The 24,436-nt window shown below is 73.2% G+C and carries 21 protein-coding genes; 14 read left to right on the top strand and 7 right to left on the bottom strand.

The genetic code is table 11. The features are described from left to right. The first annotated feature begins 274 nt into the window (after nucleotides 1-274). The 10 genes from ACFYW7_RS07290 to ACFYW7_RS07245 all read left to right on the top strand — a co-directional run bounded on the left by ACFYW7_RS07290 (nucleotide 275) and on the right by ACFYW7_RS07245 (nucleotide 10,965). The gene (locus ACFYW7_RS07290) at nucleotides 275-880 is read left to right on the top strand and encodes a MaoC family dehydratase (protein WP_389498954.1); all 606 of its coding nucleotides are present in this window, start codon (nucleotides 275-277) and stop codon (nucleotides 878-880) included. Further along, entirely contained in the window at nucleotides 877-2,109 is a 1,233-nt protein-coding gene (locus ACFYW7_RS07285) for an LLM class flavin-dependent oxidoreductase (RefSeq protein ID WP_389498952.1), read from the top strand. The genes ACFYW7_RS07290 and ACFYW7_RS07285 overlap by 4 nt, the downstream gene beginning before the upstream one ends. After that, entirely contained in the window at nucleotides 2,106-3,338 is a 1,233-nt protein-coding gene (locus tag ACFYW7_RS07280; RefSeq protein WP_389498949.1) for a CaiB/BaiF CoA transferase family protein, read from the top strand. Before ACFYW7_RS07285 ends, ACFYW7_RS07280 begins: the two co-directional genes overlap by 4 nt. Further along, nucleotides 3,331-4,875 (top strand): MmgE/PrpD family protein, encoded by a 1,545-nt coding sequence (locus ACFYW7_RS07275; protein ID WP_389498946.1) that lies wholly within the window; start codon nucleotides 3,331-3,333, stop codon nucleotides 4,873-4,875. Before ACFYW7_RS07280 ends, ACFYW7_RS07275 begins: the two co-directional genes overlap by 8 nt. Beyond that, a complete protein-coding gene (locus tag ACFYW7_RS07270) occupies nucleotides 4,872-6,014 on the top strand; it encodes a RidA family protein (RefSeq protein WP_389498944.1) in 1,143 nt (380 codons plus the stop codon). Before ACFYW7_RS07275 ends, ACFYW7_RS07270 begins: the two co-directional genes overlap by 4 nt. Beyond that, nucleotides 6,011-6,523 carry a MaoC family dehydratase gene (locus ACFYW7_RS07265; RefSeq protein ID WP_389498942.1) on the top strand — a complete coding sequence of 171 codons (513 nt, stop codon included), beginning with the start codon at nucleotides 6,011-6,013 and terminating at the stop codon, nucleotides 6,521-6,523. The genes ACFYW7_RS07270 and ACFYW7_RS07265 overlap by 4 nt, the downstream gene beginning before the upstream one ends. Continuing rightward, nucleotides 6,520-6,945 (top strand): MaoC/PaaZ C-terminal domain-containing protein, encoded by a 426-nt coding sequence (locus ACFYW7_RS07260; RefSeq protein ID WP_389498940.1) that lies wholly within the window; start codon nucleotides 6,520-6,522, stop codon nucleotides 6,943-6,945. Before ACFYW7_RS07265 ends, ACFYW7_RS07260 begins: the two co-directional genes overlap by 4 nt. Beyond that, nucleotides 6,942-8,831 carry an acetyl-CoA acetyltransferase gene (locus ACFYW7_RS07255; RefSeq protein ID WP_389498938.1) on the top strand — a complete coding sequence of 630 codons (1,890 nt, stop codon included), beginning with the start codon at nucleotides 6,942-6,944 and terminating at the stop codon, nucleotides 8,829-8,831. Before ACFYW7_RS07260 ends, ACFYW7_RS07255 begins: the two co-directional genes overlap by 4 nt. A gap of 3 nt (nucleotides 8,832-8,834) precedes the next feature. Then, nucleotides 8,835-9,998, top strand: coding sequence for an acyl-CoA dehydrogenase family protein (locus ACFYW7_RS07250; RefSeq protein ID WP_389498936.1), 1,164 nt, complete (start codon nucleotides 8,835-8,837; stop codon nucleotides 9,996-9,998). Between the two features lie 79 nt (nucleotides 9,999-10,077). After that, the gene (locus ACFYW7_RS07245; protein WP_389500378.1) at nucleotides 10,078-10,965 is read left to right on the top strand and encodes an HpcH/HpaI aldolase/citrate lyase family protein; all 888 of its coding nucleotides are present in this window, start codon (nucleotides 10,078-10,080) and stop codon (nucleotides 10,963-10,965) included. Nucleotides 10,966-10,985: 20 nt separating this feature from the next. Here ACFYW7_RS07245 and ACFYW7_RS07240 read toward each other — a convergent pair whose 3' ends face one another. From ACFYW7_RS07240 to ACFYW7_RS07230, 3 genes are read right to left on the bottom strand one after another with little or no spacing between them, the layout of a single operon-like run. Then, on the bottom strand, nucleotides 10,986-12,473 hold the full coding sequence (locus ACFYW7_RS07240; protein ID WP_389498934.1) for an MmgE/PrpD family protein: 1,488 nt from the start codon (nucleotides 12,471-12,473) through the stop codon (nucleotides 10,986-10,988). Beyond that, nucleotides 12,470-13,294, bottom strand: coding sequence for a cyclase family protein (locus tag ACFYW7_RS07235; RefSeq protein ID WP_389498932.1), 825 nt, complete (start codon nucleotides 13,292-13,294; stop codon nucleotides 12,470-12,472). The genes ACFYW7_RS07240 and ACFYW7_RS07235 overlap by 4 nt, the downstream gene beginning before the upstream one ends. Beyond that, nucleotides 13,291-14,517: a CaiB/BaiF CoA transferase family protein gene (locus tag ACFYW7_RS07230; RefSeq protein ID WP_389498930.1), complete on the bottom strand. Its 1,227-nt coding sequence runs from the start codon at nucleotides 14,515-14,517 to the stop codon at nucleotides 13,291-13,293. The genes ACFYW7_RS07235 and ACFYW7_RS07230 overlap by 4 nt, the downstream gene beginning before the upstream one ends. A 220-nt stretch (nucleotides 14,518-14,737) precedes the next feature. On the opposite strand from ACFYW7_RS07230, the gene ACFYW7_RS07225 reads away from it, so the two are divergent. Further along, a complete protein-coding gene (locus ACFYW7_RS07225; protein ID WP_389498928.1) occupies nucleotides 14,738-16,183 on the top strand; it encodes a dihydroorotase family protein in 1,446 nt (481 codons plus the stop codon). A 54-nt stretch (nucleotides 16,184-16,237) separates the two neighbouring features. Here the strand turns inward: ACFYW7_RS07225 and ACFYW7_RS07220 are convergent, their stop codons facing one another. Both ACFYW7_RS07220 and ACFYW7_RS07215 read right to left on the bottom strand, forming a co-directional pair. Continuing rightward, the gene (locus ACFYW7_RS07220; RefSeq protein WP_389498926.1) at nucleotides 16,238-17,080 is read right to left on the bottom strand and encodes a DUF4437 domain-containing protein; all 843 of its coding nucleotides are present in this window, start codon (nucleotides 17,078-17,080) and stop codon (nucleotides 16,238-16,240) included. A gap of 93 nt (nucleotides 17,081-17,173) precedes the next feature. Then, nucleotides 17,174-18,739, bottom strand: a complete 1,566-nt coding sequence (locus ACFYW7_RS07215; RefSeq protein WP_389498924.1) for a class I adenylate-forming enzyme family protein — start codon at nucleotides 18,737-18,739, stop codon at nucleotides 17,174-17,176. A gap of 208 nt (nucleotides 18,740-18,947) precedes the next feature. Here ACFYW7_RS07215 and ACFYW7_RS07210 point away from each other — a divergent pair, with 208 nt between their 5' ends. Then, the gene (locus tag ACFYW7_RS07210; protein ID WP_389498922.1) at nucleotides 18,948-19,883 is read left to right on the top strand and encodes an alpha/beta hydrolase family protein; all 936 of its coding nucleotides are present in this window, start codon (nucleotides 18,948-18,950) and stop codon (nucleotides 19,881-19,883) included. Between the two features lie 72 nt (nucleotides 19,884-19,955). On the opposite strand, the gene ACFYW7_RS07205 is transcribed toward ACFYW7_RS07210, so the two are convergent. Together ACFYW7_RS07205 and ACFYW7_RS07200 are read right to left on the bottom strand one after the other, a co-directional pair. Next, nucleotides 19,956-20,408, bottom strand: coding sequence for a hypothetical protein (locus ACFYW7_RS07205; RefSeq protein WP_389498920.1), 453 nt, complete (start codon nucleotides 20,406-20,408; stop codon nucleotides 19,956-19,958). Between the two features lie 232 nt (nucleotides 20,409-20,640). After that, nucleotides 20,641-22,074, bottom strand: coding sequence for a cellulose binding domain-containing protein (locus ACFYW7_RS07200; RefSeq protein WP_389498918.1), 1,434 nt, complete (start codon nucleotides 22,072-22,074; stop codon nucleotides 20,641-20,643). 299 nt (nucleotides 22,075-22,373) lie between these two features. On the opposite strand from ACFYW7_RS07200, the gene ACFYW7_RS07195 reads away from it, so the two are divergent. Both ACFYW7_RS07195 and ACFYW7_RS07190 read left to right on the top strand, forming a co-directional pair. After that, nucleotides 22,374-23,261, top strand: coding sequence for a GntR family transcriptional regulator (locus ACFYW7_RS07195; RefSeq protein ID WP_389498916.1), 888 nt, complete (start codon nucleotides 22,374-22,376; stop codon nucleotides 23,259-23,261). 308 nt (nucleotides 23,262-23,569) lie between these two features. Beyond that, a complete protein-coding gene (locus ACFYW7_RS07190) occupies nucleotides 23,570-24,397 on the top strand; it encodes an alpha/beta fold hydrolase (protein ID WP_389498914.1) in 828 nt (275 codons plus the stop codon). Nucleotides 24,398-24,436: the final 39 nt, after the last annotated feature.

Genomic DNA, 24,436 nt, shown 5'->3' with positions numbered 1-24,436 from the left:
AAACCGGTGTTGCGCCCATGGGTCGCGCTCTCTCCGGACGGGTCGGGCGACGCCCTCCGTCCAGGTGTGCCGCCGGAGTTCGCCGCCGCCTCCCAGGGGTCTCCATTCAGGGAAACAATGGAACGCATGGGGAAACAAGGCCCTTGACGGTCTCTCTTTCGCGCTCCTAGGGTTGGGCCCGGCGCGAGCCCCGACACCCCTTCCGTCGAGCGGAGTCGAGGGTCGGCCACGGTCACCGAGTCCGGGCCCGCAGCCGGCCCAGGGGAGGATCCGTATGAGCCCGATGTCGGGCACCGGCCGGTCCGCCGGCACCGTTCGGCCCGGCTGGCGCGGGCGCTTCTACGAGGACTTCGCGGTGGGAGACGTCTATGAGCACCCGCTGGGACGGACCGTCGGCGAGGCCGACAACACCTGGTTCACGCTGCTGACGATGAACACCAGCGAGATGCACTTCAACGAGGTGTACGCCGGGCACAGCGAGTTCGGCAGACCGCTCGTCGTCTCCACCCTGACCCTGGCGGTCGCGGTCGGCCAGAGCGTCGCCGACCTCACCCAGAACGCCTTCGCCAATCTCGGCTGGGACGACGTCAGGATGACCGCCCCGGTGTTCGCCGGAGACACCCTGTGGTCCGAGTCGATCGTCCTCAGGACCCGTGAATCCGCGTCCCGTCCGGCGGCCGGCATCGTCACCGTCCGCACCCGCACGCTCAACCAGCGCGCGGAGCAGGTCTGTTCGTTCCGCCGGGCCTTCTACGTCCACAAGCGCGGAGCGCTCCCCGCGCAGGGCGTCCGCCCCCGGGCCACCGCCCCGCTCACGCTGGAGGACCTGGAGAACCTGGAGAACCCGGAGAACCCGGAAGACCCGAAGGGCACCTCGTGAGCGCCGGCCGACGGCTGCCGCGTATCGGCTACGCCCCCTGGGGGGAGACCCTCGACGAACTCGTGGCCGCCGGACGCGCGGCCCGCGAGGCGGGCGCGGACACGCTGTGGGCCGGGGAACTCCACCGCAGCGCCACGATCACGGCGGCCGCGCTCACCTCCGTCGCGGACACGGCCCGGATCGGGACCGCCGTCGCGCTCGCCTTCGTACGCAGTCCGGTCACCACCGCGCTGGAGGCGCTCGACCTCGACGAACTCAGCCGCGGCCGATTCGTCCTCGGCCTCGGCAGCGGCGTCCGGCGCCTCAACGAGGACTGGCACCGCGCGGCCTTCGACCCTCCCGTCCGACGTCTGCGGGAAACGGTCGCCTGCGTCCGCGCCTTCACCGCCCGGTGCGCCGAAGGCGGCACCATCGAGGCGGGCGGCCCCGTCACCGGGATCAGCCTCCGTGGCTACCGTCGTCCGTTCGCGCCGGTCCGTCCGCGCGTTCCCGTCCACCTCGCCGCCGTCGGGCCCGCCATGATCCGGCTGGCCGGTGAGATCGCGGACGGCTGGATCGGTCATGAACTGGGCTCGCCCGCCCATCTCCAGGACACCGTCCTGCCCCTGCTCGCCGAGGGCCGGGCCCGCGCCGACGGCGCGCCGGGACGGCCCGGTGGGCGCGGCGGGCCGGAGTCCGTCGCGCCCGGTCGGTCCGACCCGCCGGAGACCACCGCACCCGCCGAACCGGCGACAGGACCGCCTTCGTCCTCTTCACGGGCGTCCGAGGTATCGATGGCCACCCCGCCCGCCCCGCCCGACGTGTCGGAACCCACCGCACCCGCCTCGCCCGAGGCCTTCGAGGTCACCGCGTCCGCGTGCTGCGCGATCCACCCCGATCCGCGCGCCGCCCACCGGCTGGCGGCCGGCGGCGTCGGCTTCTACGCGTCGGTGCGCACCTACAGCCCCCTCTTCGCCGAGCACGGGCTCGCCGCCGCCCAGGAGCGCGTCATGGAGGAGTTCCGCCGCCCGGGAGCGCGCGCGGACCGCCTCGGCGCCGTCGTCGATCCGGCCATGACCCGTGCCCTGACCCTGTGCGGCAGCCCCGACCAGGTGGCGCGGCGGCTGACCGAGTACGCGGCCGTGGCCGACTCCGTCAAACTCACCCCGCCCGTCCACGGGCTGGGGCCCGAGGAGATCCGTGCGGCCCAGGCTGCGGTCATCGCCCTCATCAAGGAGCTGCACGCGTGAGGACCTCCGCCGGCACCGGCGAGCCCGCCCCGCGCCCACTGGCGGACGTGCGTGTCCTCGCGGTCGAGCAGTACGGGGCGGGCCCGTTCGGGTCGCTGCACCTCGCCGACCTCGGCGCCGACGTCATCAAGATCGAGGACCCGGGAGCCGGCGGCGACGTCGGCCGCTATGTGCCGCCCCACCAGCACGGCGAGGACTCGCTGTTCTTCGAGGCGTTCAACCGCAACAAGCGCAGCGTCTCCCTCGACCTCGGTCATCCCGCCGGTCGGGCCGTGTTCGAGGACCTCGTGCGGCACAGCGACGCGGTGTACTCCAACCTGCGCGGCGACGTCCCCGCGCGGATCGGCATCACGTACGACGCCCTCGGTCGTCTCAACCCGGCGATCGTCTGCTGTTCCCTCACCGGCTTCGGCATGACGGGACCGCGCGCCGCCCAGCCCGGATACGACTACATCCTGCAGGGACTGGCCGGCTGGATGGACCTCACCGGCGAGCCCGGGGGCCCGCCCGCCAAGTCGGGCCTCTCCCTGGTCGACTACTCGGGCGGCTTCGTCGCCGCGCTCGCCCTGCTGGCCGGCCTGCACGCCGCCCGCCGTGACGGCCGCGGCCTGGACTGCGACGTCTCCCTCTACGACACGGCGCTGAGCCTGCTCACCTACCCGGGCGTCTGGCACCTCAACGCGGGCTTCACCCCGACCAGGACCCGGCATTCCGCACACCCCTCGCTGGTCCCGTTCCAGGCCTTCCGGGCCAGCGACGCCTGGATCGTCGTGGGGTGCGCCAAGGAGAAGTTCTGGCGGCGTCTCGCACGGCTGCTCGACCACCCCGAATGGGCCGAGGAGAAGCACTCCTACGGCTCCTTCGAGGGCCGCCGGACCCATCGCGACAACCTGGTCCCCGAGCTGGAGAAGCTCTTCGCCGGCCGGCCCGCCGCCACCTGGATACGACGGCTCACCGAGGCCGGTGTGCCCTGCGGCCCCGTCAACTCCGTCGCCGAGGCGCTCGCCGACCCGCACACCGCGGCCCGCGGACTCGTCGCGGAGACCAGCCACCCGTACTTCGGCACCGTGCAGAACCTCGTCAGCCCGGTACGCACGGGCCCGCCCGCCGCCGCCCACCGGCGGGCACCGCGACGCGGCGAACACACCGCCGTGGTCCTGGCCGAGATCCTCGGCTACGACGAACGGCGCATCGCCGAACTCCGGAGCGGAGGAGCCTTCGGTGACTGACACCGGCACCGGCGCACACGGCCGCCACCACGACCACCCGCGTGACCCGCACGGTGCGCGTGACCCGCAGCACCCGCACGGTCCGCGGGACCCGCAGGAGCCGGGTGGTCCGCGCGATCCGCAGCACCCGCACGAGCACGGGGACCCGTCCGTCGACCGCCCTCCGGCCGCCACCCGACTCGCCGACTGGGCCTGCCGATTGACCGTGGAACAGGTGCCCAGCGTGGTACGCCGAGCGGTGCGCAGGCAGCTCCTGGACGGCGTCGGCTGCCTGCTCGCCGCCCTGCGTACCGGCGCCGCCCGTCCCGCGCTCGCGGCCGCCCGGGGACTCGGCGGCCCACCGGAGGCCGCGGTGCCGGGCACCACGGAACGGATCGGCGTGCCCGCCGCCGCGCTCGCCACCGGCGCGCTCGTGCACGCCCTCGACTTCGACGACACCCACCCCGGCGCGCTCGTGCACGCGACGGCCGCCGTCCTGCCCGCACTGCTGGTCACCGGACAGCACACCGCCGCATCCGGCGCGCGCGTCCTCACCGCCGCGGCCGCGGGATACGAGACCGCCGTCCGCGTGGGCCTGGCCGCCCCCTACCGGTTCCACACCAGGGGCCTGCACGCCACCCAGGTCGCGAGCGTCTTCGCCGCCCCCGTCGCCGCCGCCGTCCTGGGCGGCACGTCCGCCCCCGTGCTCACCCACGCGCTGGGCCTGGCGGGCAGCAGCGCGGGCGGACTGCTCGAATTCCTGGACGCGGGCAGCGACACCAAGACGCTCCACCCCGGTCTCGCGGCCCACGCCGGCCTCGTCGCCCTCCGCCTCGCGGAGGCCGGGGCCGAGGGCCCGGCCACCGTCCTCGAAGGACGCTACGGGGTGTACGCCGCACTGGCCGGGCACCCGGTCACCGCCGCCGACGTCGTCGGCGACCTCGGCGAGATGTGGCACGCTCCCGCGGTCGCCGCCAAGCGCCACCCCTGCTGCCGGCTCATGCACCCCGCCCTCGACGCCGCACGCCTCCTGCACGGCCGCCTCGACGGCGCCGAGGTGACCTCGGGCACCGTCGACCTGCCCCCCGGCGCGGTGCCGGTGGTGTGCGTGCCCCGGGACCAACGCGTGGCGCCCCGCACCGCCTACGGGGCGAGGTTCGCCCTGCCGTACAGCACCGCCCTGATGCTCCTGGACGGCCGGGTCACGCTCGACTCCTACCGCCTCCCCGCCGCGGCGCGCCCCGACGCCACCGCGCTGGCCGCCCGCATCACCCATCGCGAACACCCCTGGCCCGGCCCCGACGCGGAGGCGCCCGGCCGGGTACGCGTGCGCACCGGCGACGGCCGCGAGCTGACGGCGGAGGTACCCGGCGGCCCGCTGCCCGCGCCCCCGACCGAGGAGGTGCTGACGAAGTTCCACGCCAACGCGGGCGGAGAGAGCGTCCGCACCCGTGAACTCGCCGACCGCGTCCTGCGCATCGACCGCGAGCCGTCGCTCGACAGGATCCTGGAACTGCTCGTCGACGTCCGCGCCGACTTCGAGGGGCGGACGTCATGAGCGCCCCCGTCCCGCCCGCCATGCACCTCACCACCACGGCGGCGCCCGCCGACCGGGGCACGTCCGCCGAAGCCCGTTCCGTGTGCGCACGGTTGGAGGCGCTCCTGCGGCAACACGGCCGCGCGCCGGGGGACATCCTTCACCTCACCGAGTACATCGACGTCACGGCTCTCGGCCTCCGTGACGAACTCGCCGTCATGGCAGCGGAGTTGCTGGGACCACACCTGCCGGCCCGCACCACCGTCGTCGCCGAGGCCCTGCCCGCCGGAGCCCGCGTCGCACTCGCCGTCCGCCTCGACCCCGGGGGCGGCGACGCCCTCCCCGCCGGTCTGCGCGAAGCCCGCGACGGCACGGTGGTCCTGCCCACCGTGCTGCCCCTGGACCGGCACGGGGACATCACCCACCCGGGCGACTTCCCGCGCCAGTACGCCCAGTGCCTGCGCAGCGCCGACGCGCTCCTGCGGGGCGTCGGCCTCACCCTGGACCACGCCGTCACCACCTACGACTACTCCACCCCCGCGACCCGCCGCGCCTACCCGCTCTGCGCGGGGCCACGACGTGAACTGCTGGGCGGCGCGGGGGTGTTCCCCGGCGCCGGCGGCATCCTCGTGTCGCGGCTGCACGCCCCGGGAGTCCTGGTCGCGCTCGACGTCACGGCCTCCCGTCATCCCCTCGCCGCGGTCAACCCCGGCTGGCGCCGCTACGACACCCTCACCTACAGCCCCGGCGTGCGCGCGGGCCGCACCCTCCACATGTCCGGCTTCGCCGCCCTGGACATGGAGACGCAGCAGGCCCTCCACCCGGGGGACGCGGCCGCCCAGACCACCGAGGTCTACCGCGCGGTGCGCACCGTGATCGAGGCCGCCGGCGGTGGGCCCGAAGACCTCGTGCACACCCAGGAGTTCCTCTGCCCGCCGGTCCTCGGGTCACTCGACGCCGGTGCGAACGACCGCCTCGCCGAGGCCCGCGCCGGGGCACTCGGACCGAGGGCCCGCCCGGTCGTCGGTTCGGCGGGCTGCGCGGCCCTGCTGCGCCGGGAGTTCCTCATCGAGGTGTTCCCCACCGCCGTGCTGCCCGCCCGGACTCCCGCCGGCGCCCCTGCCTCCGCCCCCGGCAACCCGCACGAAGGAGACGCATGACGGGTCCCCTGCTCACCGACGAACTGCGTGCGCTCATCGGCCGTACCGTCGTCTACACGGCACCCGAACCCCTCGGCCGTGCCGCCCTGCGCTACTTCGCGAACGCGGTCGGCGACACCAACCCCCTGTGGACGGACTCCGCCTACGCCCGCGCGCAGGGACACCCCGACGTGATCGCCCCGCCCACCCTGATCTGCGAGACCAATCAGTACACGGGGCTGCCGCCCGACGAGGACGGCTACGCGGGCCACACCTGGGGCATCCGTGTCCCGGGCACCCAGACCGTCCGCGGTTCGCACGCCTACACCTTCCACCGGCCGGTCGGCCCCGACGTACGGGTCACGGCCACCTGGACCCTCGTCTCCCTCGACGAACGCGTCACCTCAGGCGGCCGCCCCCTGCTCGTGGTCGGCTCGCGCTGCCGCTACACGGACCAGCACGGCACGCTGCTCGCCGAGAACGAGGAGACCGTCCTGCACGTGGCACTGCCGTCCGAGGAGCCCCGATGACCGGACCCCAACTGCTGCCCGGCGCCGTCGTACCGCCCCTGGAGCGGTCGTTCCCGCTCACCCGGCTCGTCGCCTACGCCGGCGCCACCTGGGACTGGCACAGGCTGCACTACGACGCCGGCTACGCCGCGGGAAAGGACCTGGCCGCCCCCGTCGTGGACGGCCAGGTCCTCGGCGCCCTCCTCGCCGAGCAGCTGCTCGACTGGCTCGGGCCCACCTGTGTTTTGCGCGGCCTGCACTTCCGGTTCGCACAACCGGTGTTCGCCGGGGAGCGCGTGCGCTGCACCGGCCGCGTCACCGCCGTCGACGGCCCGCTCGTGACGGTCGAACAGCGCGTCGAGGTGCTCGGTCCGCGTGCCCGTACCGCCGTCACCCCCGCGGGCGCCACCCTGGAACTCCGTGATCCGGAGGGCCCGCCGTGACCACCGGTGCGGCCGTCGTGGGAGCCGCCGAGTCCGACCTCGGGATCAGCGATCTGCCCGCCCTGGCCCTCCTCGCCCAGGCAGTCGTCCGGGCCCTGGCCGACGCGGGCCTCACCCTCGCGGACGTGGACGGCCTCGCGACCGCCGGTACCGGCCGCTTCCCCGCGACCCAGGCCGCCGACTACCTCGGTATCACCCCGGCCTGGACCGATTCCACCTCCGCCGGAGGCAGCGTCTTCGAGATGTACGTGGCGCGCGGCGCCCAGGCCATCGCGGCCGGCCAGTGCACGACGGTCGTCATCGCCTACGGCTCCGACCAGCGTTCCGCCCGTTCCCGCAGCCTCACCGGACCCGTCGACCCCACCGTGCCGGAGGCCCAGTTCGAGGCACCGGCCGGTCCTCTGTACCCGCTGTCCCACTACGCCATGGCCGCGCGGCGCTACCTCCACGTCCACAGCCGTACCCGGCACGCCCTCGCCGAGGTCGCGGTCGCCGCCCGGGCCTGGGCCCTGCTCAACCCCGTGGCCCACCGCTACGGCGCGGGACCCCTGACGGCCGACGAGGTGCTGGCCGCGCCCATGGTCTCCAGTCCCCTCACCAAGGCCGACTGCTGCCTCGTCACCGACGGCGGGGGCGCGGTCGTCCTCACCTCCCTCGACCGGGCCAGGGACCTGCGCCGCCCTCCGGTCCGCGTCCTCGGCTACGGCGAGGCCACCACCCACACCGGCTCGGCCGGACCGGACGACCTGGCCACCAACCCCGGCGCGTACGCGAGCGCGGCCCGCGCCTACGCGCGCGCCGGGCTCACCCCCGCCGACATCGACGTCGTCCAGGTCTACGACTCCTTCACGATCACCACGTTGCTGTCCCTCGAGGCGCTCGGGTTCTGCGCGCCCGGAGAGGCCGCCGACCTCGTGGCCGACGGCCGCATCCGCCCCGGTGGCGCCTTCCCCCTCAACACCAGCGGCGGCGGCCTGTCGTACGGGCATCCCGGGATGTTCGGACTCTTCCTCCTCATCGAGGCCGTACGGCAGTTGCGCGGTGACTGCGGTGCCCGTCAGGTGCCGGGCGCGCGGACCGCGATCGCCCACGGGACCGGCGGCATCCTGTCCACCCACGCGACGGTCGTCCTCGCCCGCGACGACGCGGCCGCCCCAGGCCGCCCGCCGCCCACGCCCGACCCCGGCCCACGACCGCACGAACCGGCACCCGCACGGAATCCCGCTGCTGCTGCTCCTGCACCCGTATCCGTACCTGTGCCCGGACCCGTGCCCGGACTTGGACCCGTGCCGGAACCTGGACCTGAGCCCGGACCCGCACCCGAGGTTCCATCGTCCGAGAGGGGACACGGTGCCGCTCCCGCATCCGCACCGGACCCCCGCCCGCCCGGCACCCCGGGAGCACCGGTGGCCCCGCCCACCTGGCACGGGGCCCTCCCCGCGCCCGCCGACGCCGTCACCCGGCCCTGGTGGGACGCCACCCGCGCCGGACGTCTCACCGTGCAGCGCTGCGGGACCTGCGCCCACGCCCAGCATCCGCCGCGCGTGCTGTGCACCGGGTGCGGGGCCACCCAGGGGCTGCGCCTCGTCCCGGTGACCGGCGACGCCGTCCTCGACACGTTCACCGTCGTCCACCGCGCCACCCCGGGCCGGCGTTCGCCCTACGCCCTCGGCCGGGTCCGTCTCGCCGAGGGCCCGGTGCTGCTGGCTCCCCTGGTCGGGGACCCCGCCGCCCTCCGCTGCGACCAACTCCTGCTGCCGGTCTGGTTCTCGCTGCCGGACGGCAGGAGACTGCCCGCGTTCCGCCCCGTCGAGGAGGAACCACCGGCCCCCGACGCCGTCCCGCACCCCGCCGCGCATCCGCCGCCCGCCGAACCGGAGCTCTGAGCCGTGGACTTCACCCTGTCGCCCGAGCAGCAGCTGTTCCGCCGCACCCTGCGCGACTTCGTCGCCAAGGAGATCCAGCCCGTGGCCCAGGAATGGGAGGACTCCGGACGCTACCCGACCGAAATCGTCGCCAGGATGCGGGAGATGGGACTGTTCGGCCTGAGCGTTCCGGCCCGGTACGGCGGACTCGAGGCCGACATGGTCTCCTTCGCCCTCGTCTTCGAGGAGATCTCCCGCGGCTGGATGGGCATCGCGGGCATCCTCGGCTCGCACGGCCTGGCCTGCCTGCTCCTGGCGCGGCACGGCACCCAGGAGCAGAAGGACCACTACCTGCCCCGGATGGCCGACGGCGAGTGGCGCAGCGGCATCGCCCTGACCGAACCCGACGCCGGAACCGATCTCCAGGGCATCCGGACCACCGCCCGCCGGGAGGGCGACGACTACGTGATCCAGGGGGCCAAGACCTGGATCACCAACGCGCGCCACGCCCACATGCTTCCCGTGCTCGTGAAGACCGACCCGGCCACCGAGCCCGCCCACCGGGGGATGAGCATCCTGCTCGTGGACACCGCGACACCGGGCTTCACGGTGGAACGCGACCTCCCCAAACTCGGCTACAAGGGCACCGAGTCCTGTGAACTGCGCCTGGACGGCGTGCGGGTGCCGGCCGGCGCCCTGCTCGGCGGTGTGGAGGGCCGGGGCATGCAACAGGCGTTGTCGGGTCTGGAGACGGGCCGTATCAACGTCGCCGCCCGCTCCGTGGGCATCGCCCAGGCCGCCTACGACGCGGCGCTCGCGTACACCGCGCAGCGGCACGCCTTCGGCCGCCCCGTGCACGACTTCCAGGCGGTGCAGCTGCGCCTCGCGGACATGGCCACCGAACTCCAGGCCGCACGGCTCCTGGTGTACTGGGCGGCCGCGCGGGCCGATTCGGGTGAACGCGTCGACACGGAGGCGGGCATGGCCAAGCTGTTCGCCTCGGAGACCGCGATCCGCGCCTCGCTCGACGCCATGCGCCTGCACGGCGGCTACGGATACTCCAAGGAGTTCGTCGTCGAACGGCTCTACCGCGACGCGGCCCTGATGGCGATCGGCGAGGGCACCAACGACATCATGCGTACGGTCATCGCCCGCGGTCTGTCCGCGCACACCACCACGATCGGCTGACCCCGCCGTGACCGGCCCGCCCCGATCCCCCGACCGCCCGCCGAGGTCCTCCGACCGCCCGGCGCGGTCCCCGTACCGTCTGCCCCGTTCCTATCTGTACGTTCCGGGCGACCGCCCCCGCATGCTCGCCAAAGCCCTCGACCGGGGCGCCGACGCGCTCATCGTGGACCTGGAGGACGCGGTCGCCCCGGGCGCCAAGGAGACCGCGCTCCGTGGCGTACGCGACTGGCTGGAGGGGCTGCCGCCCCGCCCGGGGACCGGCATCTGGGTCCGCGTGAACCCGGGACCCGACGGACTGCGGGAGGCCGCGCGACTCGTCGGCCCCGCCGCGCTGAGCGGCCTGTGTCTGGCCAAATGCCCGGGCCCACAGGCCGTTCAGGCGTTCCACGACGTCCTCACCGAACGCGAGGCACACCTCGGCCTGCCGCCGGGAGGTGTCGCGCTCTCCCCGCTGCTCGAGTCCGCGGGCGCCGTGCTCGACGCGCCCGCCCTGGCCGCCGCCCCCAGGGTCGCGCACCTCCAGGCGGGCGAGGCCGACCTGTGCGCCGAACTCGGCATGGAGCCCCGCTCCGAGGACCGGCCGGAACTGCTCGTGGTCCGCACCACCCTGGTACTCGCCTGCGCGGCGGCGGGCATCGCGCCGCCCGTCGGACCGGTGAGCACCGTGTTCCGTGACCCGGCGGCCCTGCGGTCCTCCACCCGCGCGCTGCGCCGCCTGGGCTATCGGTCCCGGGCCTGCATCCACCCGGACCAACTCGCCGTCGTGCACGAGGTGTTCACTCCGTCCGCCGGGGAGGTGGCGGCGGCCCGCGACCTGGTCGACCGGTTCGAGGCGGCCGCGCGCGAGGGCCGGGGCGTCGTCACCGGGCCCGACGGACGCATGGTCGACGAGGCCGTGGTCCGGATCGCGCGCCGGGTTCTGGCGGGCGCACCGGAGGAAGAGGAAGTGTCCCGGGGCCACCGGTGACCGTCCCGCGCGGTGCCGGATCAGACCCTCGTCAGGTGCAGCAGGTCCCTCACACCCTCCGGTCCGGCGCCCGGCAGCGCGTCGGCCGCCACCGCCAGCGCGCGTGCCCGCCGTGCGCCCAGCACCGGCTCCGCCGCCACCCGGAACTTCTCGGCCAACTGCGCCCGGGACAGCGGGTTTCCCGGACCGCCCAGTGACGAGGCGACCCGGTGTTCCAGCCGGGCGCCGCCGTGCGTCCGTACCCGCAGCACGGCGCCGAAGGCCAGCGGGAACTCGGCGTCGCACCGCGCGTCGGACACCACCTCCACCCGCGCGGCGAGGGCCTGCCGACGGGGGTCGGTGAACGCCTCGGGCGTGAAGTCGCCCAGTCGCACGCCCGGTCCGTGGTCCCAGGCGGAGAGCAGCGCGGACGCGACGGTGTACGGGCCCGAGAACTTCGCGTGGTACGGGGACCCCGGGCGGATCTTCTGCTCGCGGGGCTCACCGATGGTGCGCAGCGGCGCCGCGGCCACGCCGAGTTCCGCCGCCACCACGTCGGAGGGATCGAGCCCCGCGGCGCGCAGGGCCAGCGCGCAGTCGATGCCGGGGTGCGTGAAGTGGTTGGAGGGATAGGGCTTGTAGACGGTGCGCGGATACTCCCAGTGCGCGGGGTCGTCCATGGCGTCCAGCCCGGCCAGCAGGGGCGCCGGGTCCCAGCGGTCGCCGAGGAAGGCGGTGAGGAAACCGAACCGGCCCTCCAGGACGGTGGGCGGACCGCTGACGCCGCCGGCGGCCAGCTGGGCGGCGTTGACTCCGCAGTGCGCGGCCCAGCCGCAGTGGATGCGCTTGACGGTGCCGCCGGTCCGGTTGGCCTCGATGACACCCGCGCCCATGGAACAGGCGATGCCGATCGCGTCCGCCAGCCGCGGCGCGTCCAGGCCGTACGCGAGTCCCGCGGCGACGGCCGCGCCCACGGTTCCGCAGATGGACGTGGCGTGCAGACCCTTGTCGAAGAAGACCGAGTTGCGCAGCCTCGGGTCGTAGGAGGCCATGCCGAGCCGGACGCAGATCTCACCGCCCGCGGCCAGGGCCGCCACCGTGAGCGCGCCGTCCGCGCCGGCCGCCTCCGCCGCCGCGAGGGCGGCGGGCAGGACGGCGGCGGTGGGATGGAGCACGGACGGCAGGTGGGTGTCGTCGAAGTCCAGCGCGTGCGCGAGGGTTCCGTTCACGAGGGCCGCGCGGTCGGCGGGCAGTCGGACGCCGCCGCCGACGATCCCCGCCTCCGGCGTGCCGCCCGCGAGGCGGGCCGCGCGCAGGGCCGCCTCGTGCGGACCGCCCGAGGTCCCGCCCCGCGCGTACGGTCCCAGTGCGGCGAGGCAGTTGCCCAGCGCGTCGGAGATCCGGGCCGAGGCGTCCTCGGCAACCGTTCTCGGGATCCCGGTGCGGCAGGCCGCGGCGAAGGCGGCGAGCCGCGCGGCGAACCCGGAGCCGCTCACCGCCACCGTCCGGTGCCCGGCATCGCCGGTCACGCCGGGTCGTCCGGCGTCACGACGGCCAACGGCCGCACCGGGGAGCCGGTGGCGCCCACCAGCGGAAGCGGGGCGAGGACCAGCAGGAACTCCGTGACCCCCGCCTCGGCGAGCGCGGCCAGCCGCATGGTCTCCACGATGTGGACGCCGGCCTCGACGAGCAGGCGGCGGTGGACGGGCAGCACGGCGTGTCCCCGCCCGGCCGGAATGTGCTCGAAGGCGAGCGTCTCCCCGCCGACGAGCCGCAGCCCCCGCGCCGCGAGCCACTCCCCGGCCTCCGCACCCGGTCCGGGCACTCCGTGCCGGTCCCCGGTGAACGTCGGCGGGTCCTCCCAGTGGCGCGACCACCCGGTGCCGATCAGCGCGGCCTCGCCCCGCCGCAGGTCGGTCCGCGTCTCCTCGAGCGTGGCCTCCAGCTCCGCGGCGGTGATCTCGTGGGCGGGAGGCAGGACGGGGACGCCGTGCAGCCGCGCGACGTCCAGGAGGACGGCCCGCCCGACATAGGGGGTGAACTCCTCGATGCCCAGGCGGGAGAAGCCGGCCGCCGACTGGGCGGTCGCGGCGTCGGTCCCGTCGTGCAGCCGGCCGTCCTGCGACACATGGGCCAACGCGTCGATGTGCGTCCCCACGTGCCCGCCGGTGATGACGACCTCGTTGGCCGCCGATCCCCCGTCGGACCGGATCAGGTCACCGTGGCGGCGCTCCAGGAGCATGCGGTACGGGGGATGGTTCGGGGACTGCGGCATCCCCCGGCGCATCGGCTGGGCCAGATCGAACACCCGGGCGCCGGACAGGACGTCCCACGGCTGATGGGGAGTCATATGACGCGCTCTCCTCGCAATGCGTCGAGTTCGTGCTCGGTGAGCCCCAGCCGCTCGGTGTAGACGCGGTCGGTGTCCTGGCCGTGGGGCCGGCCGGTCCACCGGATGCCGCCGGGGGTCGAGGACAGCCGGAAGAGGACGTTCTGCATGCGCAGCGGACCCAGCTCCGGGTCCTCGACGGTGGTGAGGGTGTCGAGGGCCCGGTACTGCGGGTCGGCGAAGACGTCGGCGATGTCGTACACCGGTGAGACGGCGGCCTCGGCCTCCTCGAACGCCTTGAGCACCTCGGCCCGGTCCCGTTCGCCGATCCATCCGGCGACCTGGGAGTCGAGCAGGTCGGCGTGGGCGGCCCGTCCCGATCCGGAGGCGAACCAGGGTTCGGTCACCACCTCGCCGTGTCCCACGAGCCGCATCACCCGCTCGGCGACGCGCTGGGCCGACGTACTGACCGCCACCCAACTTCCGTCGCGGGTCGCGTAGATGTTGCGCGGGGCGTTGTGCGAGGAGCGGTTTCCGGTGCGGCGCTGCACGGTCCCGAGCTGGTCGTAGGCGAGCGGCCCCGGGCCGAGCAGGGTGAGCAGCGGCTCGATGATGGCGAGGTCCACGACCTGTCCGCCGCCGCCGTGCACGTCACGGTGGTAGAGGGCGGTCTGCACCGCGCCGGCGGCCACCAGGGCGGTGACGCCGTCGGCCAGTCCGAACGGGGGGAGGGTCGGCGGGCCGTCGGGCGAACCCGTGACGGCGGCCAGCCCGCTCATCGACTCGGCGAGGGTGCCGAAGCCGGGGCGCCGGGCGTAGGGGCCGAACTGGCCGAACCCGGTGACGCGGGCGACGACCAGGCCGGGGTTGGCCTCGTGCAGGGTCGCGGGGGCCAGGCCCCAGCGCTCCAGGGTGCCGGGCCGGAAGTTCTCGATCAGGACGTCCGCGTCGCGGACCAGACGCAGCAGGAGTTGTGCGCCCCGGGGGTGGGAGAGGTCGAGCGTGACGGTGTGCTTGTTGCGGCCGAGCATCTTCCACCACAGTCCCGTTCCGTCGCGGGCGGGGCCGTGGGTGCGCGAGGGGTCGGGCCGCACGGGGTGCTCGATCTTCACCACGTCCGCGCCGTAGTCGCCGAGGACGGTGGCGGCCAGCGGCCCGGCGAACAGCGTCGCGCAGTCCAGGACGGTGATCCCGTGGAGGGGGCCGGGCGGCGCCACGTCGTGGTCGATGGAGGGGGACGGCACAGTGGCTCACGCCCTTCGGGTCGGCCGATGTTTCTCCTTGTGGAACGCCGTTTCGAAAAGTTAGCATGCGACCCACATGCGCGAAAGAGAAACAGTGTTTCCTTCACGGGGACACTTCTATCCGGGAGAGGGGGTGCGGGCGGCTCCCGGGCGCCCGGGGAGCGCGGGCGGGCAGGCGCGCCCCACGGGTACGGTCCGGCGTGGACGCCGTCCGGCCGGCATGGCACGCTACGACCTGATCGTGAAGAACGGAATCCTCGTCCAGCCCCATGTGGGGGAGATCCGCGCCGACTTGGCGGTCCGCGACGGGGTGATCGCGGCACTCGCCGACGACCTTCCCGCCGCCGAGGCGGCCGAGGTGCTCGACGCCGAGGGGCAGGTGGTGCTGCCGGGCGCGGTCGACGCCCACTTCCACCTCGGCATCTACCGCCCGCTGGAGCAGGACGCGAGGGACGAGACCCGGTCGTCGCTCGTCGGAGGCGCCACCACGGTGCTGTCGTACTTCAGGACCGGGGAGCACTACCTGAACCGGACGGGTCCGTACGCCGAGATCTTCCCCGAGGTCCTCAAGGCCGTGGAGGGACACTGCTACACCGACTACGGATTCCATCTCGCGCCGATGGACACGGCGCAGGTGCGGGAGATCCCCGGCCTGCTGGCCGGTCACGGTGTCAGTTCCTTCAAGTACTACATGTTCTACAAGGGGTTCAACCTCTCCGCCGACTCGCGTGACGCGCGCGGCTTCCGGATGACCGGCGAGGGCGAGGAGTACGACCTCGGGCACCTCTACCAGCTCATGGAAGCCGTCGCCGCCGCCGGGGCCGCCCGCCCGGACGGCCGGGTGTCGCTGTCCCTGCACTGTGAACAGGCCGAGCTGATGCGCCTGTTCATCGACCGGGTGCGTGGAGCCGGCGACCCCCAGACCCTGCGCGCGTACCACGAGGCGCGCCCGCCGCTCACCGAGGAGGTCGCCATCGCCGAGGCCGCGGCCCTCGCCCGGGCGACGGGCTGCCCGGTGAACCTGCTGCACCTGTCCAGCGCGGCAGCCCTGGACGCGGCGCGGGCGGCACGTGCCGCCACGCCCGGCCTCGACCTGCGGACCGAGGTGACCCTCCATCATCTCTGCCTGGACCACGAGAGCCTGGACGCCGCGGGACGCGGCCTGGGCGCCAAGGTCAACCCGCCGATCCGTACCCGCGCCGACAACGACGCCCTGTGGGCGGGCGTTCAGGACGGCACCGTCGACTGGGTCGCCTCGGACCACGCCTGCTGCATGGAGGAGGACAAGGGCGACGCCCTGTGGCCGGCCCTGCCGGGCTTCGGCGGCACGGCGCTCCTCTACCCGGTGCTGCTGTCGGAGGGCCACCACCGCCGCGGCATCCCGCTGCGCCGGATCGCCGAACTGGCCTCGGCGGGTCCGGCCGCCGCGTACGGGCTGTCGCGCAAGGGGTCGTTGATGGTCGGCGCCGACGCGGACCTCGTCGTGGCCGACCTGGACGCGACGCGGACCGTGAGTGCCGAACTGCTGCTGTCGGGACAGGACCACTGCCCCTTCGACGGGGTCGAACTGCGCGGCTGGCCGCGGGTCACGGTCGTCGGAGGCCGGATCGCCTACCGCGACGGGCGCGTCGAGGGACCGCCGTCCGGCCGCCATCTCGCACGATGAGGACGCCGGAGGGGCCGCACCCGGAACCCTCCGGGCGCGGCCCCTCCGGCCCGTTCACATGCCGTCCTCGTCCCAACCGCCGCGCGAGCGCGACCGTATGGGCAGGGTGGACGGAACCGGCGCCTGGTGGGGCTCGTAGTTCTCCGCCTCGCCTCCCCAGCGGATCCACTCCTCCGTCGTGTACCAGTTGATGAGCTCGCCGTCGGAGCGGATGATCCAGGTCGTGTCCTGTTCGGCCACGAAATGGCCGTGCTTCACGAAGGGCGGCCGGAAGCAGTAGGTGCCCGGATCGATGTCTCCGAAGTTGTACGTCATTCGCCCGGACAGCGTGTAGAACTCCTCGTAGCAGGGGTGGTGCGCGAGGCGGTGGTCCGTCCAGCCCTTCGGGGCGAGGATCAGCCGGGTGTAGAAGCCGGTCTTCTCGTCGCGGTGCAGCAACTTGATGTACAGCGGGGTCAACGGGCCGTTCGTCGGTGCCGCGGTCCACTCCATCGCCCCGGAGTCCAGCACGGTCACCTCACCGGAGGCGTCCGGCCGTCGCGCGGCGGCGGGCTCGAAGTCCGCGGTGCCGTACTCCCGCCAGTGCAGCACGCGGCTGCCCGCGTCGATCGTCAACTCGCCCATGGGTACGCCCTTGGGCACGTGCAGATAGCCGCCAGGACCCAGTTCGTCGCCGCCGTGCCGCAGCCGCCCTTCGAGGACGAAGAACTCCGTGTCCGCGGCCGGCACCCCCGCGCCGCGCCGCGCCCGTGTGTCGAACACCAGGGAGAGGGCCGTCGAACCGTCCTCCTCGTCACTGCTGAGCCGTCGCTCGCGCACCTCGCCGACCAGGTGCGGGAGTTCGGCCGTGTGCCAGACGTAGTCGTCCTCGTGGATCAGCTCGACGTGCGGGCGCACCGCGCCACCGCCTTTCGGTTGTCGCCGCCGGGGGTGTGCCCGGCGGGGGAGAGGGGAGTCCGTGCGGGAAGGCCGGAGGTGTCCGGTGCCTGTCTACGGCGGCGGGGCCGAGGGCTCCCGCAGTTCGCGCCTGAGCACCTTGCCCGCGGAGTTGCGGGGCAGCGCCGGAACGGTCCGCACCTGCCGGGGCAGCTTGTAGCCGGAGAGCGATTCCCGCAGGAACGCGGTGAGTTCGCCGGCGCCGAGGGGGGCCCTGCCGGGCCGGGGGACGACGTACGCCGTGACCACCTCGCCCCAGTGCGGGTCGGGCAGGCCGACCACCGCGCACTCGGCCACGTCGGGGTGCGCGAGGGCGGCTTCCTCCACCTCGCGCGGATACACGTTGAGTCCGCCCGAGATGATCACGTCCTTCTTGCGGTCGACGATGCGCACGTACCCCTCGTCGTCGATCGTCGCCACGTCGCCGACGCTCAGGAAGCCGTCGGCCGTGCGGCAGGCCGCGCTCGCCTCGGCGTCGTCCAGGTACCCCTTCATCAGGAACGGCGAGCTGCTGAACAGTTCACCGGGTTCGCCCGGGGCGGCCCGCGTACCGTCGTCGCGCACGATCCTGAGCCGCGTGCGGTACCAGGCCCGGCCGACTGAGCCGGCCCTGCGACGGGCGTCCGGCGGACGCAGGTTCGTGACCACGCCGCCCTCGGTCGACCCGTACAACTCGTGCACGCCACAGCCGGGGAACGTCTCCAGGACCCATTCCTTGAGCGGGACGGGCAGCGCCGACGCGTTGAAGTACAGCGTGTCCAGAGCCGTCAGGTCCCGGCCGCGGAGCGCGTCCGCCCCCAGGTCGCGGACGGCCTGAGCGTGGGTCGGCACCAGGAAGACGGACTGGGCGCGCTCGCGCGAGGCGAGGTCGAGCAGGCGATCGGGGTCCCAGCTCGGCAGCATGACCACGGTCCCGCCGGTGAGCACCGGGGCGTATCCGAACATGAAGCCGGCGCCGTGACTCATGGGCGCGACCGCCACGCTGACCCGGCCATCGCCCAACCCCCACTCGTGCGCGGCCAGTTCCGCGGTCAGCGTGCGTCCCGCCTGGCCGAGCAGCGCGCCCTTGGGCCGCCCGGTCGTGCCCGACGTGTACTGCACGCAGAACGTGTCGTCCCCGGTGACCGGAACCTCCGGATCGACGTCACGCCCCCCGGCGAGGAGGTCCTCGTAGTCCAGGCCCGGTCCCGGTCCGCCGACGCGCAAGAGGACGTCCGGGGCGACGGGGGCGAGCTCCTCCGCGCGATCGTGCCGTACGACGAGGGCGCGGGCCCCGCTGTGGGCGAGGACGAACTCGATCTCCGGCACGGTCTGCCGGACACCGATGGGCACCATGGGCAGCCCCGCCTTGCCGAGTGCGGCCGCCACCTCGGGGTGTTCCAGCCGGTTGCCGAGCAGCACGGCCACGCGGTCGCCGGGGCGCAGCCCCGCGGCGAGCAGCCGGCCCGCCAGCCTGTTGGAACGGCTGTGCAGCGCGGCGAAGGTCAGGCGCCCGTCACCGTCCACGACGGCCGTGCGGCCGGGCGCGGCGCGTGCCCAGGAGCGCAGTCCGGAGACCATGGAGCGGGCCGTGGGCCGCTGCCGGGCGGCGGACCGAAGGTGTTCCGGGAGATCTTCCACAACCTGTCCTCCGAAGCCGCGCGTCGAGCGGGTTCCCGACTCCCTTGATAGTGCTCCCGTTTCCTTGCTGTCAACATTGTTCCGCAAAGCGAAACGTGGGCAAGGGGCCCGCGGTGCTCGCGGACGGTTCGGGGGTTGTCATGTACGCGATTCTCTGCTCTGTTGGGGAAACATAGTTTCCCCAACCCCCCACCGAGAAGGTGAACTCGTGTTCCGTGGACTCCTACGGGCCGTGCCGGCTCTGCTGCTGACCGTGGCGGCCGCTTTCACTGTCGCGCCGACCGCCTCCGCCTCGGCGGCCGCATCCCCGGCCGCCGCGACCGATCCCTCGACCGCCGGTTCCTACGCCGTCGCCTACACCGACCTGACGGTGTCCGCGTCGGGCCGTTCGTTCAGCGCACGCGTCTGGTACCCGGGAACCACCTCCGGGGCCAACGCCTCCGTGGCCGCCGGGGCGCACCCCGCCCTCGCGTTCGGGCACGGCTTCTTCCAGGACGTCTCCAAGTACGAGACGCTGCTCAAGCACTACGCGTCCTGGGGATTCATCACCGTCACCCCGAAGTCGCAGGGCGGCCTCTTCCCCAGCCACTCCGGCTTCGCGGACGACCTCAACGCGTCCCTCACCTGGCTGACGGCGCAGAACACCACCAGCGGCTCCCGCTTCGCCGACAAGGTGGACGTGGCGCACCTCGGCCTCTCCGGACACTCGATGGGCGGCGGTGCCGCGCTGCTGGCCGCGGGCCGGAACACGGCCGTCAAGAGCGTGTCCACCCTGGCGGCGGCGGAGACCAACCCGTCCGCGGTCACCGCGTCCGGCACCCTCGCCATTCCCGCGCAGTACGTCGGCGGCAGCCAGGACGGCATCGCGGGTGTCGCGGGGAACCAGCAGAAGATGTACGACGCGAAGCGCGCCCCCACCCAACTGCGCGTCATCACCGGCGGATTCCACTGCGGATTCGTCGACAGCAACGGCATCGGCTGCGACAGCGGATCGATCACCCGGGCCGCTCAGCAGAAGCTGACGCAGGGCATCACCACCGCCTACCTGCTCCACACGCTGGGCGGTGACAGTTCGATGTACGACCAGGTGTGGGGTTCCGCCGCGCAGAACCTGGCCGGCGTCGTGTACAGCGCCAAACCCTGAGCATCCGGGGGACCGGGCGGGTTCACGGACGGTGCCCGGTCCCCGGTGCGTCCGGCGTGCGGGCGGACGGTGTCAGAGCGTGCCGCGCATCTGCTGGGTGAGACGGTCGCGCTGCTCGTTGAAGGCGGTGCGGGCGTGTTGCAACTCCTCCGACTCGGAGGTCAGGCCGCGTGTGACGGTGTCGCGGTAGGCGCGCAGCGTCGTGACGGTGAGGGTTGCCTGCCGGACGACATGATCGTCGGCCACCAGGGACAGTTCCAGCCGGCGCGGCAGTACGCCGCTGTCGCGCAGCACGGTCCCCGCCCGGGAGAGCGCCGTGTCGTCGCGGTCGTGGCCGCGGGCGATGCTGATGAGGATCTCGCTCGCGTCCGCGGTGGCGTTGAGGAACGCGACGTAGGCGGCACGGCGGTCGTCCCGGGTGCGCTGCCCGAGCTCCCGCTTCCAACGGCGCCGTTCCGTCGACGTGGACGCGACGAGGGCGATGAGCGCACCCGCGGTGGTGCTGAGAAGGCTGGTCCATTCCACCTTCCTACTCTGCTCCGGACGTGCCTCGTCCAACCCGTGTGCCGCACGGGTTGTCGGTAACCCACCGGGAAGGGTGGCCCGTTGGCGCGATCCGGCGTTCCTTGGTCGTCCCGGGCCCGTGTCCGGTCGTGGACCGCCGGAGGCCGGCCGCCCGGTCGACGGGAGCCGGCCTCCGGTTTCGAGGCCGAACCGCCGGTTCCCGGTGCGGCCTCGAAGCCGTCCTTCCGAAGCGTCAGGTGGCCGGCACCTCGTCCACGAACGCGGTGCCGGCGCCGCGGTACGCGGCCACCTTCGCGGCGACCTGGGCCGGGGAGAGGACCTGGTCCTTGACGTGCAGGACGTAGTCGACCTGCTCGTTGTAGGCGCGCGCCGTGGTCGAGGTCTGTCCGGCGAGGTCGATCAGCCACTGGTTGAAGTTGATCGACATGGGCCGCTCGGGCAGGTACTGGGCGTCGTGGGTGCCGAAGAGCTGTCCGTCGATGTAGTACTTGATGCTGCCGCTGTCGATGGTGAGGACCAGATCGTGCCATCCGGCGTAGCTCTGGCGCGCCTCCGTGTGCTGGTTGACGGCCTGCCAGGGGTCGGGGTTGTACGTCTCCCATGAGGTCGTGTAGAGGATGTTGCCCGTCTCGCCCCAGCCGCCGTTGGGCAGGTACTCGAAGTCGTACTCGGCGTAGTCGTCGGCCATCGGCGCCTTGAGGTCGTTGATGGTGAAGAACGTCTGCACCAGGTGATCGCCGTCCGGGCCGGACTGGGGGGCGTCGTTGAACCTCACCCGTGCCGCGTAGGTGCCGTTCTTGAACTTCACGCTCTTGGAGACGACTTCGGTCTGCCGGGTGGACGCGGCGGTGCCCGCCGTGGAGGTCTCCAGGTTCATCACCGAGTTGCCGGACACGGTGGGGAAGGTGACCTTGGAGGGATCCCAAGTCGCGCCGGGAACCCCGGGGCCACCGGAGTTGGAGCGGACGTTCCAGCCGTGCGCGGAGATCGCCGGATCGGTGTACGACGAGTAGGAGAAGTCGTCGAACAGGGCCTGGCCGCCACCGGGGGGATCGGTGGGGTCGGTGGGGTCGGTCGGATCCGTGGGGTCGTTGCCCTCCGGTGCCACGCCCCACACGGTGGTGCCGGCGAGCTGGGCGGTGACCTTGTTCCAGTCCGCGTACGAGGTCTGGGCGGCGTTGAAGGAGTAGTCGTCCGACTGCTTCACGCTCTGCCAGTTGGCCTGGTAGAAGCGCAGTTGGAGGTCACCGGTGTCGGTTCCCGGCGCCAGAGTGCCGGCCCCCGAGGTGAAGCCGATCTCCAGGTACCGGTCCGCCGTCGCGGTGGGGTGGGTCAACGCGCCGAACGTGCCGGTGACGTTCGCGCACCCCTTGACCGCCCAGGAGCAGGCGAAGCGATAGGTGGTGCTCGCCGAGTCCGCCTTGAAGTAGTAGCGGAGCTTCACCTGCCCCAACTGCACGGGTGCGGTGCCGGTGTTGCGCACCTTGAACCACGGTTCGCTCTGATCGGCGGTGGCCCCGCTCGCGCTGGTGCGGTACTGGACGGTGAGGCCTCCGGCCGCGGCGGCCGGGGCGGACATGGGGACGGCCACCAGGGCGCTGCCGCCCAGGAGGGCGGCCAGGGCGAGGGCCACGCGGCGGCGGCCGGCGGGGGGACGGTTTCTCATGTGGGTTCCTTTCGGGGACTCCCGCCGGTCGCGGGAGAGTGGGGGTGCTCAGGAACACGAGGAGACATTCCGTGCTTGACCAGTTGGCCGGTCTGGCTTACCAGTTGACGTCGCCTGAAAAGTGGCATAGACCATTGCGGGCGTCAACCCCCTTGTAAACAAGGGGATTTGCTCGGATCAAGGTGTGTCCGGTCGCTGTCTCGACCCGACCGAACGGTTCCAACCCGCTTGACCAGCGGACCAGTTATGGTCGGAGGGCGTACCAGCAGACCGGTGTCGACGACGAACGAGAGTCCCGCATGGAGATCGATCCCGCCGCTTCCCGGGCTGTGCTCAAGCGTGAGAGGGTCCGCGACACGATCCTCGAACTCATCGAGGAGCGCCGCCCGGGTGACGCCATACCCTCCGAGCGCGCGCTCTGCGCGGAACTCGGCGTCTCCCGGCCGACGTTGCGAGCGGCGGTGGACCAACTCGTCGTCGCCGGACTTCTGGTGCGCGAGCACGGCCGGGGCATGTTCGTGGCCGCGGCGAAGATCACGCAGGAACTGGTCCCGGACCGGCGGACCTTCAGCCTGCCCCGGGCCGCCGGCACGTGGACCAGCAGGCTCCTGGAGTTCAGCACCATGCCGGCCGGTGCCCGGGTGGGCCGCAGGCTGCGGATCTCGCCCTCGGCCGGCATCCGGTACGTGGCACGGCTCCGCCTCGTCGACGGCTCGCCCATGGCCATCGAGTACCTGCACGTCCCCGCCGACCTCGTACCCGATCTGACCAGTGACGAACTGGAGAGCGGGGACCTGTACGAGCACCTCGGCGAACGGCACGGGATCCAGGTCGGTGAGGCGGTCCAGTCGATCGAGCCCACGGTGGTGACGCGCGAGGAGGCGGATCTGCTCGACGTGCCGGAGCTGTCCCCGGCCCTCCTCTTCGAACGGCTCACCTCGGACGCCCGGGACCGCCCCGTCGAGTACGTCCACTCGATCTACCGCGGGGACCGCTACCGCATCGTGTCCCGGCTCGCTCTCGGGCCGCGGTCCGCGGGGGCCGCGCCACGCGACGGGCACCACCCCGGTATCCCTCCGGGAGACTTCCTGCCGGGTGAACCCGTCACCTTCTCGACCCGTGGGGTGGTGGCCGGCGACCTCTTCGGGCCCGACGGCGGACGAGGCGGCGGACCCGCGACCACGTGACGCCGACGCCGTGGCGGCCGTGCGAGGGCGGTGGCACGGGGGCGGTGGCGGCCGAGGCCGGGAGCAGGGCCTCGTCCCGTGTCCACGTGCCGGACGGGCCGGGTGCGGTGGTCTCCCGCCGTGCCGAGGCGTCGCCCCCCGGTTAGAGTGAGTCGGGCGACGTGCTCATACCGGTCGTTTCACCGCCGACCGCCCCGTCGCCCCGTCCGTCGCCGGTTCCTGGCGCGGCATGCGGCGTTCCGATCCCGGCGCGGGCACCCGAGCGCGTGAAGCGTGGAATTCCGGACCAGTTTCGAGAGGAACCCCACATGCCCTTCGCCACCGCCAAGGACGGCACACAGATCTTCTACAAGGACTGGGGATCGGGCCGCCCCGTCGTCTTCTCCCACGGCTGGCCACTGACCGCGGACGCCTGGGACCCCCAGATGAAGGTGATGGCGGACAACGGCTTCCGCGCCGTCGCCCACGACCGGCGCGGTGGCGGACGCTCCGGCCAGCCCTGGGAGGGCAACGACCTCGACACGTACGCCGACGACCTGGCGGCGGTCATCGAGGCCCTGGACCTCCAGGACGTCGTCCTGGTCGGCCACTCGACCGGCGGCGGCGAGGTCACGCGCTACATCGGCCGGCACGGCTCCGGCCGGGTGGCCAAGGCGGTCCTGGTCGGCGCGATCCCGCCGCTCATGCTCAAGACCGAGGCCAACCCCGAAGGACTGCCGATCGACGTCTTCGACGAGATCCGCAGGGGGGTGGAGACGGACCGTTCGCAGTTCTACCGGGACCTCAGCGCCCCGTTCTACGGCGCCAACCGCGACGGATCGACGGTCACCCAGGGCACCCGGGACGAGTTCTGGCTCTGGGGCATGACCGTGGGCGTCAAGGGCGCCTACGACTGCGTCAAGGCGTTCTCCGAGACCGACCTCACCGAGGACCTCAAGAAGATCGACGTACCCACGCTCATCGTGCACGGCGACGACGACCAGATCGTTCCCATCGTGGCCTCCGGCGACAAGTCCTCGAAACTCGTCAAGGACGCGGTCTACAAGGTGTACCCCGGCGCGCCCCACGGCCTGGCCATGGTGCCCAGGTACGCCGAGATCTTCAACGCCGACCTCCTGGAGTTCGCGCGGAGTTGACCCGGCGGCTCCCGCGGGCCGTCGACCGGCCCACTCGGT

The organism is Streptomyces sp. NPDC002580 (assembly GCF_042889485.1).
In the GTDB taxonomy this organism is placed as follows: Bacteria; Actinomycetota; Actinomycetes; order Streptomycetales; family Streptomycetaceae; genus Streptomyces.
The sequence above is the reverse complement of the archived record's forward strand: the minus strand, read 5'-3'. Positions and strand labels throughout refer to the sequence as shown.

Excerpts from the sequence above, each read along its gene's own strand:
- ACFYW7_RS07290 (WP_389498954.1), top strand. The coding sequence starts at position 275 with ATGAGCCCGATGTCGGGCACCGGCCGGTCCGCCGGCACCGTTCGGCCC.
- ACFYW7_RS07270 (WP_389498944.1), top strand. The coding sequence starts at position 4,872 with ATGAGCGCCCCCGTCCCGCCCGCCATGCACCTCACCACCACGGCGGCG.
- ACFYW7_RS07265 (WP_389498942.1), top strand. The coding sequence starts at position 6,011 with ATGACGGGTCCCCTGCTCACCGACGAACTGCGTGCGCTCATCGGCCGT.
- ACFYW7_RS07260 (WP_389498940.1), top strand. The coding sequence starts at position 6,520 with ATGACCGGACCCCAACTGCTGCCCGGCGCCGTCGTACCGCCCCTGGAG.
- ACFYW7_RS07235 (WP_389498932.1), bottom strand. The coding sequence starts at position 13,294 with ATGACTCCCCATCAGCCGTGGGACGTCCTGTCCGGCGCCCGGGTGTTC.
- ACFYW7_RS07225 (WP_389498928.1), top strand. The coding sequence starts at position 14,738 with ATGGCACGCTACGACCTGATCGTGAAGAACGGAATCCTCGTCCAGCCC.
- ACFYW7_RS07200 (WP_389498918.1), bottom strand. The coding sequence starts at position 22,074 with ATGAGAAACCGTCCCCCCGCCGGCCGCCGCCGCGTGGCCCTCGCCCTG.
- ACFYW7_RS07195 (WP_389498916.1), top strand. The coding sequence starts at position 22,374 with ATGGAGATCGATCCCGCCGCTTCCCGGGCTGTGCTCAAGCGTGAGAGG.
- ACFYW7_RS07190 (WP_389498914.1), top strand. The coding sequence starts at position 23,570 with ATGCCCTTCGCCACCGCCAAGGACGGCACACAGATCTTCTACAAGGAC.